The following is a 17,448-nucleotide window of genomic DNA, read 5'->3' as shown; positions in this document are numbered from 1 at the left end:
CTGGCTCGCTCCCCTTCCCCTAACAAGCTGTTGAGGTGCTTTGATGCCCGTTCGTACGATGCTCTTGCTCTGCTTCGCGCCCTTCGTCATTGGCGCTCTCCAAGGTTGCGGCGGTGATGACGGCGGGGGCGACACCTCCGGGGGATCGTCGCTCGGTGAATGTCCGCCGGACTCGGCCGCGCAGGCGGATACGGGCTACCAGGCGCTCCAGACCCAGTGCGCGCCCTGTCATTTGTCGACCTCGGAGGGCGCGTCGCGCATCGGCGCTCCGGACGATGTCAACGTCGACGACCCCGCCAGCGTCAGGGCCGAGGCGGCGGAGATCCTCGAGGAGATCCGGATCGGCGGGGCGAACGGCGGGGACGGGATGCCCATCGGCTCGAAGCTCTCCGACGACACGATCGAGGCCATCCGGGTCTACCTCGCCTGCGACGCGGCCCAGTAACGCCGCGCCCGCTTCTCACGTCCGAACGCCGGCGCGCCAGCTCACGAGAGGGCGCTCCGGCGGCTCGCTGGCGCGCCGCTCGCCTCGATACGCTGTGCGACCGCGCGATCCGGAGTATGGTGCAGGCATGTTCAGGCTGGATGCCCGCTCCGGGGCCGCCGCGCTCGCGCTGGTCACCACGCTCGCGCTGACCGCCTCGCTCGGCGCCTCGTGCGCCGGCGCGCCCGCCGCGCAGCGCGGGGCGACGGCTTGCCCGCCGCTCTGCCCGCAGCCGGCGCCCCCGCCGAGCGCAGCGCCGGCGGGGCCCGTCGTCCCGGGCACGCCGGGCGAGGCGCCGGCGTTCGACCCCGAGCGCCTCACCCTCGTGCTCGACGACCCGCGGCTCGCGCAGGTGCAGAAGCTCGTCGAGCAGGAGGCGTACCCAGGCGCGGCCGCGGCGATGGCCCAGGCGCTCTCGGCGCCCCTGTCGCCCGCGGACGCGGCGGCGTTCCGCTACCAGCTCGGGCGGCTGCGCGCCCTCGCGGGCGATCCCCTGGGCGCCGCGAAGGAGTACGACGCCGCCGCGGCGGCGGGCGGGCCGCTCGCGGATCACGCGAGGTTCGCGGCGGCCGATCTCCTGGCCAGGGCGGGGCAGCCCGACGCGGCGCTCGAGCGCGCGCGCGCCGTCGCGTCGGACGTCGCGATCGCCGACGAGCTCGATCGCGTCGTCGCCGGCGCGCTCGCCGACAAGGGCGACATCGAGGGCGCGGCCGCGCGCTGGCGCGCGTACCTCTCCCGCAGCTTGCCGGCGTCGACGTGGGTGCCCGAGGCGCTCCGCTTCGCCCGCGCGCTGCTCCGCCACCCGAGCGAAGACCACGCCGAGGAGGCGCTCCGTGTCGCCCGGCGCGTCATCGACGAGGCGCCGGGCGGCGCCGGCGCCGGGGAGGCGAAGGAGATCCAGGACCAGGCCCTGTCGACGCTGCCGTTCGCGCGGCGCAAGCCGTTCCTCGACCTGGGCCCCGCCGATCTGCTCGCCCGCGCGCGCGCCTTGCTCGCCTCGCGCCAGGACAAGGAAGCGCTCGCCGTCACCGACGCGCTGATCGCCCTCCCCGAGGCGCAGGCGCCCTCGGCCTTCGCCTGCGACGCGTTCGCCGCGCGCGGCGAGGCGCTCGGGCGCCTCCGGCGGCGGGCCGAGGCCGCCGACCTCTTCGGAACGGCGATCGAGCGCTGCGGGCCGGCTGCGCCCGCCGCCGCAAGCGCGGCGCCCGCCGCTGCAGGCGTGACGCCCGCCCCCGCGAGCGGACCGCCCGCCCCGCGGCGGCCCGAGACCCTCTACAACGCCGGGCGCGCGTCGCTCCGCGTCGATCGGCACGCCGAGGCGGCCGCGCGCTTCGCGCTGCTCGAGAAGGAATACCCGGATCACCGGCTCGCCGACGACGCGCGCTACCTCGGCGCGCGCGCGCTGCTCGGGCTCGGGGACCAGGCGCAGTTCGTGCAACTGCTCACCGCCATGCCCGACGACTACCCGTCGGGCGACATGGTCGCCGACGGCCTGTTCGAGCTCGCGCTCTTCGAGATGGAGCGCGGCGACTGGGCGGGCGCGGTCAGGCCGCTCGAGCGCGCGCTGGAGCGGTTCCCGCACGAGCGCGCGTACCACGCCGCCGGCAGGCTCCCCTATTACCTCGGGCGCGCCCACATCGAGACGGGCTCGCCCGACAAGGGGAAGGCGCTGCTCGAGCAGGTGATCCGCGACTACCCGCTCTCTTTCTACATGGCGCTCTCCCACGCGCGGCTCGCCGACGTGGACCCGGCCGCCGCCCAGCGCGCCCTGTCCGCGGCCCTGGAGCGCGACGCGAGCGCGCCGTACACCGAGCTCAGGAGCCCGCTCTTCGCGCAGCCCGCCTTCACGCGCGCGGTCGAGCTCGCGCGCCAGGGGGAAGCGAGGCTCGCGCGGCGCGAGCTCGACCTGCTCGGCGTCGGGGGCAAGACGGCGCCGCGCGAGGTGATGTGGGCCTCGGCGTTCCTGCTGGCGCGCGCGGGCGCGCTGCCGCAGTCGTACAGCATCCTGCGCACCGCCATGGCGGCGCCGACGGCCGTCGAGCTCGCGGGCGAGTGGGTCGATCACTACCCGGTCGGGCGCTGGCGCGGCGCGTGGGAGCTCGCCTTTCCGCGCCCGTTCTCGGGCGTCGTCACCGCGGAGACCAAGCGGAGCGGGATCCCCGAGGCCCTCGCCTACGCGATCATGCGCGAGGAGTCGGCCTTCGATCCGCGGGTCGCCTCGCCGGCTCAAGCGTTCGGGCTGATGCAGCTCATCGTGCCGACCGCGAAGCGGGTGGCCAAGCCGCTCGGGCTGCCGTGGAGCGCCGACGCGCTGAAGCGCCCCGAGGTCAACATCGCGCTCGGCTGCCGTTACCTCTCGGAGCTGCGCGGCCAGTTCTCGGACAACCCGCTGCTGGCGATCCCCGCCTACAACGCGGGGGGCGGCGCGCCGAAGCGATGGATCGCGGAGCGCCCCTCGCAGAGCTTCGACCTGTGGGTCGAGCGCATCCCGTACGAGGAGACGCGGCTCTACACGAAGCGCGTGATGACGAGCCTCGCCGTCTACGAGCTCCTCTACGCCGGCGCTCAGCCGGGCGAGGCCCTGCGGACGCCGCTCCCCGCGAGCCCGGCCGCGCGCTCGGCCGTGGCGAACGCCGCGCCCTGACCCGCGCCGGCGGAAGCCGCGCGCCGAAGCGCGCGCGGAAGCCGCACGCCGCCGAGGTTTCAGCGAGCGGGCCGCGGTGAAGCTTTGGTAGAGTCCGCGTGTGATCGACCCATCGAGCCCTTCCCATCAGCTCGTGGGCGCCGTGCTCAACGGGCGCTTCCGGATCGTGCGTCTCCTCGGCGAGGGGGGCATGGGCGCGGTCTACGAGGCCGAGAGCCTGCGCGGCGAGGGCAAGCGGGCGATCAAGGTGCTCCACCCCGAGTTCACGCAGGAGGAGCAGGTCCTCCACCGCTTCTTCGCCGAGGCCGAGGCGACGAGGGGATTCGCCCACCAGAACATCGCCTCGGTCTTCGAGGCGACCCGCGCCGAGGACGGCACGCCCTACCTCGTCATGGAGCTCCTGCAGGGCGTCCCGCTCTCCGCCTACATCGACGCGGGCAACCCGATCCCGCCGCAGCAGGCCGTGCCGATCATCCACGAGGTGCTCCAGGCGCTCATGGCGGCGCACAGCCACAGGGTGATCCACCGCGATCTGAAGCCGGAGAACCTGTTCCTCATCCGCGATCCGCGCGGGGGCTTCCGCGTGAAGGTGCTCGACTTCGGCATCGCGAAGGTGATGGACGCAGCCGGCGGAATGGGCCTGAAGACCCGCGCTGGCACGCTCCTCGGGACGCCCGGCTACATGAGCCCCGAGCAGATCAAGAACGCGCAGGGCGTCGACGCGCGCGCCGATCTCTGGAGCGTCGGCATCATCTTCTACGAGATGCTCACGGCGACGCAGCCGTTCCCTGCCGAGAACGAGTTCGCGCGGCTCACCGCCGTGCTCGCCAAGGAGGTGCGCCCGATCGAGCAGGTCGCGCCCCACCTCGCGGCCTGGGGCCTCTTCTTCCAGCGCGCCCTCTCCAAGGACGTGGCGGGGCGCTTCCAGACGGCCGAGGAGATGGCGCAGACGCTGGGCGCCATCGCGCACCGCACGGGCATCGCGACGCCCAGCGCGCGGCCCGATGCGCCGGCGTCGCCCGCGCTGACGCACCAGCTGCCCTCACTGCCGCCGCCGCAGCCGCCGCAGAACATGGCGCTGCCGCCGCAGAACATGGCGCTGCCGCCGCAGAACGTGGCGCAGCCGCCGCAGAACATGGCGCTGCCGCCGCAGAACGTGACGCAGCCGGTGCAGAGCGTGCCGCCGGTCGGGTCCAGGATCCCGACGGTCCCCCCGCCGCGCATGTCAGCGCCGCCTATCCAGGCGTCCCCGTCGGTGGCGCCCACGGCGACCTTCTCGGCCAGGCCAACCCACATCAGCGCGCAGCAGCCCGCCGGCGTGCCGACGCTCACGGGCGGCCACTACGACGTGCGGGTCGTGGAGGTCCCCCTGGCTGCCGAGGGCGGGGGCTCGGAGGGCGCTGCCTGGTGGCTCGTGGGGCTCATCGGGCTCGTGTGCCTCGGGGTCGGCTTCGCGCTGGGCGTGCTGGTGAGCCGGTGAGCGCATGAACGGAAGCTCCCGGCTCCGCGCCCTGCTCGCCGTCACCTGCGCCGCCGGCGCCCTGGGCGCGCCGCAGCCCACGCTCGGCGACCCGCCCGCGGAGCCCCCCGTGCCGGTCGTCGATCTGCACGTCGACGTGCCCTGGCAGGTCCACTTCAAGGGGCGCGACAGGCGCCTCGGCGAAGGTCACGCCCGCAGGGAGACGCTCGTCGCGGGCCACTACCTCGGCATCGTGCTGCCGATCTACCTGCCCGACCAGGCGCGCCCCGAGGGCCCGCAGATCGAGGACGCCAGCGCGGTCCTCGCGACGATCGAGGCGATCATCGCCGAGAACCCGGTGTTCCTCCCGCTCGGCGCGGCGCGGGCCGAGCCGGGGAAGATCAGCACCTTCCTCTCGATCGAGGGGGCCGGCGCGTTCGCGGCGGACATCGCGCAGATCGACCGCTTCATCGCGCGCGGCGTGCGGCTCATCAGCCCGAACCACGCGAAGAACTCGCGGCTCTCGTCGTCCGCGACCGGCGAGCCGGCGGCGTACGGGCTGACCGAGCTCGGCAAGCGGTTCTGCGAGCGCGTCTACGACCAGGGCGCCCTGATCGACGTCTCGCACATCTCGGACGCCGCGTTCGCGGATCTCGTCCCGATCGCCGCGGCGCACGGCGCGCCCATCGTCGCGACCCACTCGAACGCGCGCGCGGTGGCGAACCGGCCGCGCAACCTGACGGACGAGCAGCTGCGGCTCATCGCGCGGAGCGGCGGGGTCGCGGGGCTCAACTTCCACGCCCCCTTCGTGAACGGCACGAACGAGGCGGACGTCGACGACGTGGTCGCGCAGGTCGATCACATGGTCCGCGTGGCCGGCGTCGATCACGTCGCGATCGGCTCGGATTTCGACGGCGGCATCGTCCCGCCGAGGGGGCTCGGCGACGCGTCGGCGCTGCCGTCGCTCGCCGCGCGGCTCAGGCAGCGCGGCATGTCGCGTGAGGACGTCGTGAAGATCTTCTCGCAGAACGCGCTGCGCATCCTCGGCTGGCGGCCGGCGATGGATGCGAAGAGCGCGAGCGCGGCCGGCGGCGCGCGCCCGTAGCCGGAGGCCGCCGCGCGCGGCCCGCGCGATCGTGGTAAACGCCACGCATGCGCGGTGAAGTCGCTCGGTCGGCGCGAGGGCTTCTCGCCCTCGCGCTCTTCGCGTCCATCGCCGGCCCGAGCTGCGCCGAGCTCCCGCACGTCGAGGGCGCCGCCGATGCCTCCTGCCCCGAGCTGCGCTGCCAGGGCGACGTCCTCCGGGCCCAGCTCGCCGCCGCCGCGAACCTCCGGCACGTCGAGGGCGCCGGCGAGGCCTCCTGCCCCGAGCTGCACGGCCCGGGCGACGTCCTCGGGGCCCAGCTCACCGCGGACGCCCGGGCGAACGCGAAGGTGAGGACGTTCGTGCAGGCCGCCAAGGACATGGCGGTCGTGTCGGTCGTCATCGAGGCGCAGGTGGCCGACGCGTGCCGCCGGATGGGCGCGGATCTCGGGATACCCCCCGCGCAGATGGCGCCTCGCGACGAGGTGGGGGGCCAGGCCAGCGGCGCCTGCGGCCCGGTCTCGGCGGCGATCGACGCCATCTTCCTCCAGGACGCCTGGGTGGGGGTCACGCTGACGCAGCCGGACTGCGAGCCGAGCGGCGCGCGGTGCAGGGGCTCGTGCAACGTGGACCTGACTCCCGAGGATATCGTGGTGTACTGCGATCCCGCGCGGCTCTCCGGCTACTGCCGGGGCCGCTGCTACGGGCCGTGCGACGGGCGCTGCACCGGGCAGTGCTGGGGGGGGCAGTGCTCCGCCTACGACGCGCAGGGCCGCTGCGTGGGGCAGTGCGACGGCAAGTGCGACGGCGGCTGCGACGACACGTGCCACGAGCGCTGCGCGGGCACCTGGCAGGAGCTGCAGTGCTCCTGGATCGAGTGGCCCCCGAGCGGCGACGCCGAGTGCGAGGCGTGCTGCCGCGCGTACGCGGCCGTCCACGCGGCCTGCACGCCCACGCTGGTCCAGACGCGCGTGGTGCAGGGCGGCGAGATGGCCGCGCGGCTCGCGGCGACGCTGCAGGCCAACCTGCCGGCGTTGCTGCACGCCCAGAAGGCGCTCGGCCACCGGCTCCTCGGCGACGCCCAGGCGGTGGTCCAGGTCGGCGCCGCGCTCCCGCGGCTCGTGGGCGACGCGGGAGCGCGCGCGCTCGCGTGCGTCGCCGGGGCGGCCGAGGCCTCGAAGAGCGCGTCGGAGCGCATCCAGGTGAGCGTGCGCGCGAGCTCGAGCGTCACGGGGCTCGTCGGGTACGGGTTCACGCACCAATGATCGCGGGGCTGCCGCGGGAGAGCGCGCGCGCCGCGCGGCGCGCCGCTGGCGAGCCCCGATCGACGCGCGCCCGCGCCGGCGACGCGCGCTCGCGCTGACAAGGACGTCCCGGTCGCAGCGCCCGGCGCCCGGCGCCCGAAGCGGCGCCCAGCGCCTTCGTCTGCATGGATGGCATGGACGGCGCCGCGCCCCTCGGACTACCCTCCGGCTCCCGCCGGGAGGATCCCATGACCGATCTCGACGACCGCTGTCTCGACACGTTCCCCGAGTGGCTGCGCAGCCTCGCCTCGGACGCCACGGATCTGGCGAGCCTGCTCGCCTCGCCGGACAGCCCGGAGGCCACGCGCCGCTCGCTCGCGGGGGGCCTCAATTACCTCTTCAAGTCGCTCGACCTCATCCCGGACGGCATCGAGGATCTCGGCTTCCTCGACGACGCCTTCGTGCTGCGCGTCGCCGCGTCCTTCGCCGCGGCGGAGAGCCCGGAGCTGCGCGACCAGGCGCCGGCCCTCGCGCGGCTCGCCCGCGACGCGGAGCTCATCGCCGAGCTGCTCGGCGGCGACTACGCCCGGCTCAAGGGCTACGTGCGCTCGCTGGAGAAGGGCGCCGCGCGCGGCCGCACCGTCGACGACATCCTCGGCGACGAGCAGGTCCGCACCTCGTTCATGCACGAGATCACCGGCTGGGCGTCGAGCTACACCGCCCCGAGCTTCAGCCGTGACGCGAAGAACCTGATCAAGCTGAAGTCCTTCCTCTCCGCCAAGCTCCCGGCCTGATCGCGCGCGTCGAGGCGCCGCCGCGGACGCGCCGCGGCGCGTCCACCGCTCGCCATGGTACACCCCCGATCATCCCCCGGAGGATCGCGTCCGATGTCAGCCGCTCCCCGCCTCACCGCGCTGCTCGCCGCACTGCTCGCCGCGGGCTGCGACGCCGACCGACCCGCCTCGACGGCGCACGGCCCCGCCGCCGCCGCCTCGTCTCCGCCCGCGCGCTCCGCCGCGGCCACGGCCTCGCCGCCGCCCGACGCGGATCGCTCCTACGCCTACCCGGCCGCCGAACGCGTGGTCGCCATCGGCGACGTCCACGGCGACCTCGCGGCGACGCGCGCGGCCCTGCGGATCGCGGGCGCGATCGACGGCGCGGATCGCTGGATCGGCGGCAAGCTCGTGCTCGTGCAGACGGGCGACGAGATCGACCGCGGCGACGGCGAGCAGGAGATCGTCGACCTCTTCGATCGCCTCGCCGTCGAGGCGCGCGCCGCCGGCGGCGCCGTGTACGCGCTGAACGGCAACCACGAGGTGATGAACGTCCAGCTCGATTTCCGTTACGTCACCGAGGGCGGCTTCAAGGACTTCGAGGACGTGCCGGGGCTCGACACCTCGGGCCCTCGCCTCACGCCGGTGCCGCCCCCCGCGCGAGCCCGCGCCGCCGCGTTCGTCCCCGGCGGTCCCTACGCCAAGAAGCTCGCGGCGCGCGACGTGATCATCGCGGTCGGAGACACCGTCTTCACGCACGGCGGCGTGCTCCCGGCCCACACGCGCTACGGCGTCGCGCGGATCAACCGCGAGGTGCGCGCGTGGATGGAGGGCAAGAGCCCCTCCGCGCCGGCCGTGATCGCGGCCGAGGACAGCCCGGTGTGGGCGCGCCTCTACTCAATCGAGCCGCCGCCGAGCCCGGGGTCGCCCCCCTGCGCGGCGCTGGACCAGACCCTCGCGGCGATGTCCGCGAAGCGCATGGTCGTCGGCCACACAGTCCAGAGGCACGGCGTCACGTCGGCCTGCGGCGACAAGATCTGGCGGATCGACGTCGGCATGGCGTCGCATTACGGCGGAAAACCAGCAGCGCTGGAGATTGTCGGTGACAACGTGCGCGTCTTGACGGCCGACACAACCAAGGCGGCCGAGGCGTCCAGCGCAACCGACGCAACCGCAGCCGGGGCGACCAACACGACCAACGCGACCAAACCGAAAAAATAGACGTGATGGTGAGAAAATTTCAGCGCCGTCCGCAACGCGATCGCGTGTCGTCATCGACCATGTTTACGTTCACAGTCACGCCGAGAAGCGCTGGGGGCAGAAGCGCCCCGGGCGCGGCCCTGAGCTCCATTGACGGGCGCGATGAGAACCGGATAACGTGAATAGCAAACTGGGGTTCTTCGATCCCCAGGGGAAGGGAATCAGATGCCCGAGCGACCGCTCGCGCTGATCCACGAGGCGAATCTGAGCGACGGGGTGACTACCCTGACGCTCGGCGAGCGGCGCCCTCCCCTCCCCGCCCCCCTTGCTGCGCCGGCGCTCCTGAGCCGGTGCCGGCGGCTCGAGCGCGGTACCGCGCGGCTCGACGTGGGGAGCTGTTGATGGACGACGACGAGCTGCTGCGCGCCCTGACGCGCATCGCACAGCGGGATCCGACGACCGATCCGCGCTGGCGCAGGCTCGCCGAAGAGACGCGCCCGGAGGACGCGCAGAACGCTCCGGGAGACGCCGCGGAGACCGCGGCGCGCTCGAGCGCCGAGCGCGAGGCGCGCGAAGTCCGGCCGCCCCTCGACGACGAGACGCGCGCCCGGCTCGCCGACCAGCTCCTCGCCCAGCTCCGGGAGCCGCGCGGCGGTGCGCCCGCGCCGTCTCCGCTGGCGCGTCCAGCGGTCGATCGGAAGTCCGGGATCCGCTTCCGGTGCCCCGAGGAGTGGGACTGCGACGCGGAGGAGGCGAGCGACGTCGCCGACGCCTCGCCGCTGGGCGCGGACGCCGACTCGCTCAGCGGGACGAGCGCGCCGTCCACCACGGACGCGCCGGTGTGTCGCGCGATCGACGGCGAATCGGTGCCGCCCGGGACATCGGAGCCGCCGCGGGATGCGCGCTCGAGCGCGGCGCCCGGGCAGCCTGCCCAGCGCGCGCAGGACGGCGCGGACGCCATCGCCAGGCCGCCGCGCAAGGACCTGCCATACCCCGAGCTGGCCGTCGAGCGGCGGACCGCGCGGCGGACGGCTCCGGCGGCGCGGGCCCGGGCGGCCGTGGGCGTGGTCGGATGGGTCGTGTCGGCGGCGCTCGTGTCGCTGCTCGCGCTGCGGCCCGCGCCGTTCGCGCCGGGCGCCGCCCCGCTCCCCGACTACACGCTCGCGACGACCCTCGGCGACGGCCAGCAGCAGGGCGACCGCGGGCCGGGCACCCCGCGCCACGTCGGCAGGGGCGCCAGGCTCACGATGGCGCTCTCGCCCGGTACGCGCGTGCCAGCGCCGGTCGCGGTAAGGGCCTTCCTTGTGCAGGGCGGGAGCACACGCCCGTGGTCCGTGGAGGTGGCGCTGGACGGCGCCGGCGGCGGGCGCATCTCGGGCACGCGCGAGGAGCTGTTCCGGGACGTCGCCGAGGGCCCCTGCGAGGTCGTCCTCGTGGTCGGCCACCCCGACGCGCTGCCGGGCGCAGACGACCCGCTGCCCGACGAGAACGCCGTCCACCAGGCGGGCGGCCGGCTCCTGCGGCAGCGATTGTTCCTTGACTGACCGACGCCTGCGCGCATGAGGTAGCCCGTCCTTTCCCTGGCGGGGGAGGCCCGCCTCGCCCGCGGGCCTGCGGCGCGCGCTCGACCCGGCGCGCGCGCCGCCGTCCCTGGTCGGGAAGGGCAGAGGGCATCACGCATGAACCGACGGATGTTCAAGAGCAAGATCCACCGCGCGACCGTGACCCACGCGGATCTGCACTACGAGGGCAGCGTCACGATCGACGCCGACCTCCTGGAGGCCGCCGACATCCTGCCGTACGAGGCGGTCGACATCTGGAACGTGACGCGCGGCTCCCGGCTCACCACCTATGCGCTCGCCGGGGCGCGCGGCTCGGGCGTCGTGTGCATCAACGGCGCGGCGGCGCACCTCAATCAGCCCGGCGATCTCGTGATCATCGCGACGTTCGCGGACATGGACGACGCCGAGGCGCGGCGGCACACGCCACGCGTGCTCCGCGTCGACGGGCGCAACCGGCCGCTCGCCGACCAGCCGCCCGAGACGCCGGGGCCGCTCGCCCCCAACTGAGCGTGCGCGGGCCGGCCGGGCGCCTCGCCCGAGGCGCCGGCGCCGCGCGCCCAGCCAACCAACGGAGCGCGCACGTCAACCGGCGTGCGGCAGCGCCCGCGTCACCGGCGCGCGGGCCAGCCGGACGAAGCGCGCCGAGAGCCCCGCCGCGACGGCGATGAGCCCTGCGGTGAGCCCGAACCAGAGCCCGCGGACGCCGAGGTCGAGCCCGAAGGCGAGCCCTATCGACAGCGGCAGGCCGAAGGCCCAGTGTGCTCCGAGGTTGGCCCAGAAGGGGAACCGCACGTCGCCCGCCCCGCGCAGCGCGCCGGCGGCGACCGCCTGGATGCCGTCGAACAGCTGGAAGAGCGCGGCGATGCGGAGCAGCGGGACGCCGATGGCGAGGACGTCGGCGTCCGGGGTGAACGCGCCGATGAGGGCGCGAGGGAACGCGGCGTACGTCGAGGCGCTCACGCACATGAGGCCGGCGCCGAGCAGGAGCCCGAGCACGCCGGGGCGCAGCGGCGACCGGCCCGCGCCGACCGCGTGCCCCACGCGGACGGCGGTGGCGCCGCCGACGCCGATGGCGCCCATGAACGTGAAGGCGGCGAGCCCGATGGCGATCTGGTGCGCCGAGACCACGGTCGCGCCGAGCCGCCCGGCGAGCAGCGCCGTCATCCCGAACACGCCGACCTCGGCGAGGATCTGCAGCCCCATCGGCACGCCGAGCCGGTAGACTACCGCCACCGGCACCGCGCCCTCGCCGTCCTCCTCGCGGGGCGCGGCGCGCCGGCGCCGGGCGGAGAAGAGCACGATCGACGACAGCACCGCGCTGGCGAGGCTCGCGGCGAGCCCCGCGCCGAGCGCGCCGAGCTGCGGCAGGCCGAGCGGCGGAAGGCCCACCCAGCGCAGCGCCTCGTCGCCGCGGACCATCAGGTTGCAGGCCACGACGTTGACCGCGTTCGCCGCGATGACGGCGACGAGCGCGGGCCGCGTCGCGCCGTGGGCCTGGAGGAAGTTTTTCCCGGCGAGGAACACCGGCCAGAGGAAGATCCACAGCGCGTGGCCGAGGATGTACCGGCGCACGCCGGGGACGAGCGCCGGATCGACGCCCATGGGCGCGAGCGCGAAGGTCGCCGCGAGCGCGGCCCCGAACGCGACGGCGCTGACGGGCAGGCTCGCGCGCAGGGTCGCGCGCAGCGCCGCCCACGCCAGCCCCGGGCGACCGGCGCCGATCGCCTGCGACGCGAGCGGATCGACAGCGGCCGAGACGCCGGTCCCGAGCGCGTTGCTCGTGTGGACGAGGGTCCTCCCCATCGCGCAGGAGGCGAGCTCGTTCACCGAGACACGCCCCACGATCGCGACGTCGACGAGCGCCATCGCGATGAGCCCCGCCTGCGCCACCGCGATCGGCAGCGCAAGGCGCGCGAGGACGCGCAGCTCGGACCGCGTGCTGTCCGCGGCGAGAGGGGCAGAAGCAAGGTTCAAGGGTTCACCGGCTCGATAAAGGGGCGCCACCATAGCGCGCCGGGGTGGGAGCGCTGGCCGGAGGTGGGACAAAGATCCAAAAGATGAGCAGTTACGAAAGCTTATAAATCAACGAACGAGCCAACTCGAGAAGAGAAGAAGAAAAGAAACGCAAAGACGCAAAGACGCAAAGACGCAAGGGAGAGAGATAGAACCTCTCAGCTCCGGGCGTCGTCTTGCACGGACAGCCCGTTTCCGTGCTTCGGCGCGTCGCCGTGCGCCCAGCAGCGCTCACTCATTCTTCTCTCTTTTTTGCGCCTTTGCGCCTTTGCGACTTTGCGTTTTTTCTCGTTCCCGCCGCGCGTCGCTTTGCGTTTTTTCTCGTTCCCGCCGCGCGTCGCTCCGCCCTCTTCGCGCCCGCGCCCCAGGCCTCACCAGGCGAGGTGGGCCCTGCCGTCGAGGTACACGCGCTGCGCCTCGCCGAGGCCCGTCGACTCGCCCTCCACGACGCGCAGGATGCCCGTCGCGGGCCCGAGCGCCACGTCTCGCCCCGCCTCGAAGCGCTGCGCTCGCACCAGGGCGCGGTAGGCCTTGTCCAGCAGGAGGGCCCGCTCGCGCGACGGCGCCACGAGGTACGCGAGATCGCGGTCGCCGCCGGGCGCGCCGCGCCGCACCTCCGCCTCATCGAGCGCGCCGCCCGGGAAGAAGCGGGCGAGCATCTCCGCGTTCCCGCGGTAGTCGTCGGCCCCGCGCGCGCGGCGCAGGTAGGTCAGCACCTCCGGCTCCGCGTGGCCGGCCTGCGGCACGTCGGGCATGCCGCGCAAGTCCTGGTGCCGCCACCCGGCGGCGCCGGGCACCTTGCGCGCCAGCGAGAAGGTGTGATCCACCGTCACCCCCACCGCGCCGTGGCAGCCCATGCACGCCCGGTGCTCCTCCGCCGTCTGCAGCCGCAGCCGGCCCTGCTCGTCCTCGATGAACGCCTGGATCTGCCAGCCGAACGCGTTGCGCAGGCCGACCTCGGGCCCGCCCGGGTGGAACGGCGGCTGCCCCTCGTCCTTCTCTTCCGCCTCGCGCTCGTACGCGCGCGCGATGGCCCAGTCGTCCGGCTCGTCGACCTTGCGCGCGTAGCGCAGCTCCTTCATCCGCGCGGCGAGCAGCGCCGGGCGATCCGGGTCGAGGTACCGCACCGAGTGAAGGAGCTCCGCCCCGCCCGGGTAGAGCCACGCCCGCACCGGGATACCGGCCGCCCCGCCGGCGTACCGCGCGGGCAGGCGGACGATCCGCGTCACCGCGGGCTCGAGCGCGCCGTCGCCGTCGAGATCGACGCCGGCGAGGAGCTCGCTCACCGGCTCCACCTCCCGCCCGGCGGCCGCGTCAGCGGGGCCGGCCGCGCCCTCCCTCGGCAGGGGCGACGGCGACGCGATCGCCGCCTCGAGCAGCGCGAGGTTCAGCTTGTACACCTCGCGCGACGGCGCGCCCGAGGCGTCCTCGCGGAACGCGGCGGGCAGCCGGAGGAACACGTCGCCGGCGCTGCCGTTCGTGGGCCAGAAGCTGCCGGGGAACGGCTTGTAGCGGACCGCGCGGAAGCCGCTCCCGTCGCGCGCGAAGCCCTCCTCGTCGAGCCCGGCCCCGAGGTCGAGATCCGGCACGTAGCCCGGGTAATCCAGGCGCGCGGCGAGCGCCTCGCGCAGCGGCGCGTAGTTGTCCTCCCGGATGTACTCGAGGATCTCCGCGTCGCTCGTCCGGGCGGCGGCGGCCGAGAGGTCCTCGAGCAGGTTCGTCCAGGGGTTCTTCCGGGCGGCGTCCGAGAACGTGTATTCGCGCTGGAGCTCGTGATCGGCGAGCGTGTTCGGTCCGATCCCGATCGTGTGGCACGTCCAGCAGCCGTTCGCGCCGCCGGCCGTGGTGGCGTAACACATCGGCGGGATCGACGCCTCGGGGTTGCCCGCGTGCCCTGCGCGCGCGGCCGCGGTGGCGAGCGGGTCGTAGCCGCCCCCGCCGCAGCGCGCGCCCGCGGCGAGGACGGCGGACACCGCCGCGAAGGCCAGGGGCGCGGACAGCAGGCGCGCGCGGCGAGCGGGCATGGCGGAGATCACTCGGGCAGGAAGGTGACAGCGATCACGCTCGACAGGGAGGCGTCGCCCTTCGGCCACGTGCTGTAGGCGTTCTCGCCGGGGTGCTGCACCGACATGAAGATCGTGCCCATGTCGGGCGTGAAGGACGGGCCGGTCGCCTCCGCGTCGCTCGGCAGCGCCACGACGCGGAACGCCTTGCCGAAGCTCGGCTGGGTCACGCCCGGCTGGCCCGCGCGGTGGGCGGGGTCGAGATCGAGGTAGTAGAAGGCGTCCGCGTGGGAGGCCACGCCGAAGTTGCCGTCGGTGCCGAACCACACGCCGCCATCGCGGTCGAGGAGCAGGTTGTCCGGGCAGGAGGCGTCGAAGTCGCCCTGCCCCTTCGAGCCGTGCCACACCTCGAAGTACAGGAACTCGGTCGACGCGCCCGGGTTCTCGGGGTCGGACTCCTCCAGGGAGAAGATCGAGCCCACCGCGTCCGCGCGCTTCGGGGACTGGGTCGCGTGGGTCGCCGGATCGTAGACCGCGCCGCCCTGATCGAGCGACGTCTGCCCCGTGTGGTTGGTGAACGCCACGTAGAGGCGCGGCTTGCCGCTCGGGTCGCGCGGGTTCCACTCGATGTCCTCGGGCCGGTTCAGCTCCATGATCCCGACCTTGTTGCTCGCCGTGAACAGCGCGCGCCAGACGTCGTAATCGGTCTGGAAGCCGCCGATCCGGTTCCAGTTCACGTCGCGCAGCGCGTCGCCGACGGTCTTGGCCGGCGCGCCGAGCGCGGCCGCGTTCGGCGCGATGGCGGCGCTGTCGACGGAGAGCTCGATCCACTGCCCCGTGCCCGGGGCCGCCTCGGTCGGGGCCGCGTGGGTCGCGACAAGGGTGTTGCCGGTCGTGTTGTCGAGCCCTGCCATGTGCGCCGCGTAGAGCTTGCCCTCGTCGAGCAGCGCGCGGATCGCCGCCCGCGTCATCCCGGCCGTGTAGTTGCCGCGGGTCACGTACTTGTAGATGCGGCCGCCGCGGCGATCGTCGGTCCCGTAGGCAACGATCGGCCGGCCCGGCACGAGCCTCCACGCGTCGTCGACAGCGAACGTCGCGGCCTCCCAGCGGGCGCGGCCCATGAAGCCGAACTTCTTGTGGCCCGTGCCCGGCTGCGTCTTGCCGTCGTACTCGCCCGCGGGCTGCCCTGGGTCGATCTCGGTGAGGTAGCCGTAGTGGTCGCGCGGCTGCCGGCCGTTCGGATCGGAGATGCGCCCGAACTCCGCGCTGGTGCTCGCCTCGAAGACCGGGCTCACGGGCGCGCCCGGGTCGAAGCCCCGGCCGGCGAGGAACCGCTGATCTCCCGACCAGCTCGCCTCGAGATCACCGTAGTAGTCCTGCACGTTCTCCTCGGCGGTGATCACCGTGCCCCACGGCGTCTGCCCGCCGGCGCAGTCGCCCATGATGCCGGCCACGAGCCCGCCCGCGAGCGCCGCGCCGGTCGTGTCGTCGTGGCCCGGGCTCGAGAGCTCGTGCCCCGCGAGGCGGCTCAGCGTCTTGCTCGTCGCGTCGTAGCGCACGGCGGTCGCGCTCCTGTCGACCGACCACGCGCCCGTCGCCGGGTCCTGCACGGTCCGGAGCCAGGAGCCGCCGACCTCCTTCTTTTCCCAGCGGATATAGGTGTCGACGTCCGCCTGCGACCAGACGTTCGACTCGACGTCGTTCGTGAGGACGCCGAGCTTGCGCAGGTGCCGGGCCAGCGTGAGGTGCTGCCCGGTCGGCGCGGAGCTGACCGTCGGGCTTCGCCCGGAGACGTACTCGTGGTTGACCCAGAGCCACCCGGCCATGGCGGAGCCGTTCCACTGCGGCGCGTCCCCCGCGGTGGCGGCCCACCCTTCGCCGAAGAACGCTGTGTAATCGTTGTTGGCGCCGAAGCGGGGCGCGTCCGGCGCGGTGCTGAAGGTCAGCGGATCGAGCCATGTCACAACGATGTCGGAGCGCACGCCGGCGAGCGCCCGGATGGTGTCGGTCGCGGCCGCGCGGAGCGGGAACTGCTCGCCCTCGGGCAAGGTGCCGGAGGCGAACAGCGCGACGCGCTCCCTCACGTAGTCCGCGAGGTTCCCGGCGCTGCTCCACACCGGCGCGTCCTCGCCGGGCGCCCCGGGCTCACCGGGTGCTCCGGGCTCGCCGGGTGCTCCGGGTTCACCGGGCGCCCCAGGCTCACCGGGCGCCCCGGGCGCCCCGGGCTCACCGGGCGCCCCAGGCTCACCGGGCGCCCCAGGCTCACCGGGCGCCCCGGGCTCACCGGGCGCCCCGGGCTCCCCCTGCTCCCCCTGCTCACCGGGCTTCCCCTGCTCACCGTTCGCGCCGTCCTTGCCCGGTGCGCCCTGTTCACCGGGCGCGCCGGGCGCGCCCTTCGCGCCATCCTCGCCGCAACCGCTCCCGATCGCGGCAAGGCCGCCTGCGAGCACCAGAAGCAACGCCGTCCTCAGGGTCCGCCTCGTCATCATTTCCTCGTCTCCGCCGGGTAATGGCCGCAGACGATGCCTGGCGACGGTGGCGCCCCAATGCCCCTCACGCGACGAGTTGTTGTCAGAGACCGCCCGACCCTCGAGCAGGCGTGTCATGAGCACCACACGACCGGCGGCCACGCGCAGAGGCCGCGGCGAAGATCCCTCAGAGGACCGGCGCCGCCGCGCTGCCCGCCATCACCGCGCGCCCGTCATCACCGCACGGTTGTCGTCACCGCGCGCCCGTCGTCGCTGCGCTACTCGTCGTCCTCGTCGGGCACGACGACGTCTTGACCGAAGCGCGCGCGCGCTTCGAGCAGCTCCTTGTCCGAGATCCAGGTGCGCTCACAGCCGAGGAGCGGCTCTACCTGATAGACGTCCTTGCGCTGCTCGCCGTGTCCGTCTTCGAGGACCCGGACTACCTCGTGATGGAAGCCGCAGGTGGGGCAGAGCGCTCGCATGAAGGGTCACTATAGTGCGGGCGCGCTGGGCG

At 74.2% G+C, this 17,448-nt stretch carries 14 protein-coding genes; 10 read left to right on the top strand and 4 right to left on the bottom strand.

Going from position 1 to position 17,448, the window contains the following annotated elements; genetic code table 11:
• Positions 1-43: 43 nt before the first annotated feature.
• The 10 genes from WMF29_RS04965 to panD all read left to right on the top strand — a co-directional run bounded on the left by WMF29_RS04965 (position 44) and on the right by panD (position 10,957).
• Entirely contained in the window at positions 44-445 is a 402-nt protein-coding gene (locus tag WMF29_RS04965; RefSeq protein WP_437327726.1) for a c-type cytochrome, read from the top strand.
• A gap of 127 nt (positions 446-572) precedes the next feature.
• Positions 573-3,128 carry a transglycosylase SLT domain-containing protein gene (locus tag WMF29_RS04960; protein WP_437327725.1) on the top strand — a complete coding sequence of 852 codons (2,556 nt, stop codon included), beginning with the start codon at positions 573-575 and terminating at the stop codon, positions 3,126-3,128.
• Between the two features lie 100 nt (positions 3,129-3,228).
• Entirely contained in the window at positions 3,229-4,608 is a 1,380-nt protein-coding gene (locus WMF29_RS04955) for a protein kinase domain-containing protein (RefSeq protein WP_437327724.1), read from the top strand.
• A gap of 4 nt (positions 4,609-4,612) precedes the next feature.
• Positions 4,613-5,692, top strand: a complete 1,080-nt coding sequence (locus WMF29_RS04950) for a dipeptidase (RefSeq protein WP_437327723.1) — start codon at positions 4,613-4,615, stop codon at positions 5,690-5,692.
• A gap of 47 nt (positions 5,693-5,739) precedes the next feature.
• Complete coding sequence (locus WMF29_RS04945; protein WP_437327722.1) at positions 5,740-6,936, top strand: hypothetical protein; 1,197 nt, start codon at positions 5,740-5,742, stop codon at positions 6,934-6,936.
• Between the two features lie 227 nt (positions 6,937-7,163).
• On the top strand, positions 7,164-7,709 hold the full coding sequence (locus WMF29_RS04940; RefSeq protein ID WP_437327721.1) for a DUF1232 domain-containing protein: 546 nt from the start codon (positions 7,164-7,166) through the stop codon (positions 7,707-7,709).
• A 93-nt stretch (positions 7,710-7,802) separates the two neighbouring features.
• Positions 7,803-8,909 carry a metallophosphoesterase gene (locus WMF29_RS04935; RefSeq protein ID WP_437327720.1) on the top strand — a complete coding sequence of 369 codons (1,107 nt, stop codon included), beginning with the start codon at positions 7,803-7,805 and terminating at the stop codon, positions 8,907-8,909.
• Positions 8,910-9,113: 204 nt separating this feature from the next.
• Complete coding sequence (locus WMF29_RS04930) at positions 9,114-9,290, top strand: hypothetical protein (RefSeq protein ID WP_437327719.1); 177 nt, start codon at positions 9,114-9,116, stop codon at positions 9,288-9,290.
• Positions 9,290-10,432: a hypothetical protein gene (locus WMF29_RS04925; protein WP_437327718.1), complete on the top strand. Its 1,143-nt coding sequence runs from the start codon at positions 9,290-9,292 to the stop codon at positions 10,430-10,432. The genes WMF29_RS04930 and WMF29_RS04925 overlap by 1 nt, the downstream gene beginning before the upstream one ends.
• Positions 10,433-10,567: 135 nt before the next feature.
• Positions 10,568-10,957, top strand: a complete 390-nt coding sequence (panD, locus tag WMF29_RS04920) for an aspartate 1-decarboxylase (RefSeq protein WP_437297999.1) — start codon at positions 10,568-10,570, stop codon at positions 10,955-10,957.
• 75 nt (positions 10,958-11,032) lie between these two features.
• Here the strand turns inward: panD and WMF29_RS04915 are convergent, their stop codons facing one another.
• From WMF29_RS04915 to WMF29_RS04900, 4 genes are all read right to left on the bottom strand, one after another.
• Complete coding sequence (locus WMF29_RS04915) at positions 11,033-12,424, bottom strand: MATE family efflux transporter (RefSeq protein ID WP_437327717.1); 1,392 nt, start codon at positions 12,422-12,424, stop codon at positions 11,033-11,035.
• A gap of 410 nt (positions 12,425-12,834) precedes the next feature.
• Positions 12,835-14,487, bottom strand: coding sequence for a hypothetical protein (locus tag WMF29_RS04910; protein ID WP_437327716.1), 1,653 nt, complete (start codon positions 14,485-14,487; stop codon positions 12,835-12,837).
• Positions 14,488-14,495: 8 nt separating this feature from the next.
• Positions 14,496-16,955 carry an alkaline phosphatase PhoX gene (locus WMF29_RS04905; RefSeq protein ID WP_437327715.1) on the bottom strand — a complete coding sequence of 820 codons (2,460 nt, stop codon included), beginning with the start codon at positions 16,953-16,955 and terminating at the stop codon, positions 14,496-14,498.
• 257 nt (positions 16,956-17,212) lie between these two features.
• Positions 17,213-17,416, bottom strand: coding sequence for a hypothetical protein (locus WMF29_RS04900; RefSeq protein WP_272100273.1), 204 nt, complete (start codon positions 17,414-17,416; stop codon positions 17,213-17,215).
• Positions 17,417-17,448 lie beyond the last annotated feature (32 nt).

It is taken from the genome of Sorangium sp. So ce381 (assembly GCF_051473845.1).
GTDB lineage: Bacteria > Myxococcota_A > Polyangia > Polyangiales > Polyangiaceae > Sorangium > Sorangium atrum.
Note: the sequence above shows the minus strand (reverse complement) of the source record. Positions and strands in the feature narration are given on the sequence as shown.

Coding starts and splice junctions, on each gene's coding strand:
- WMF29_RS04965 (WP_437327726.1), top strand. CDS start 44: ATGCCCGTTCGTACGATGCTCTTGCTCTGCTTCGCGCCCTTCGTCATT.
- WMF29_RS04945 (WP_437327722.1), top strand. CDS start 5,740: ATGCGCGGTGAAGTCGCTCGGTCGGCGCGAGGGCTTCTCGCCCTCGCG.
- WMF29_RS04960 (WP_437327725.1), top strand. CDS start 573: ATGTTCAGGCTGGATGCCCGCTCCGGGGCCGCCGCGCTCGCGCTGGTC.
- panD (WP_437297999.1), top strand. CDS start 10,568: ATGAACCGACGGATGTTCAAGAGCAAGATCCACCGCGCGACCGTGACC.
- WMF29_RS04935 (WP_437327720.1), top strand. CDS start 7,803: ATGTCAGCCGCTCCCCGCCTCACCGCGCTGCTCGCCGCACTGCTCGCC.
- WMF29_RS04930 (WP_437327719.1), top strand. CDS start 9,114: ATGCCCGAGCGACCGCTCGCGCTGATCCACGAGGCGAATCTGAGCGAC.
- WMF29_RS04905 (WP_437327715.1), bottom strand. CDS start 16,955: ATGATGACGAGGCGGACCCTGAGGACGGCGTTGCTTCTGGTGCTCGCA.
- WMF29_RS04925 (WP_437327718.1), top strand. CDS start 9,290: ATGGACGACGACGAGCTGCTGCGCGCCCTGACGCGCATCGCACAGCGG.
- WMF29_RS04910 (WP_437327716.1), bottom strand. CDS start 14,487: ATGCCCGCTCGCCGCGCGCGCCTGCTGTCCGCGCCCCTGGCCTTCGCG.
- WMF29_RS04940 (WP_437327721.1), top strand. CDS start 7,164: ATGACCGATCTCGACGACCGCTGTCTCGACACGTTCCCCGAGTGGCTG.
- WMF29_RS04900 (WP_272100273.1), bottom strand. CDS start 17,416: ATGCGAGCGCTCTGCCCCACCTGCGGCTTCCATCACGAGGTAGTCCGG.
- WMF29_RS04950 (WP_437327723.1), top strand. CDS start 4,613: ATGAACGGAAGCTCCCGGCTCCGCGCCCTGCTCGCCGTCACCTGCGCC.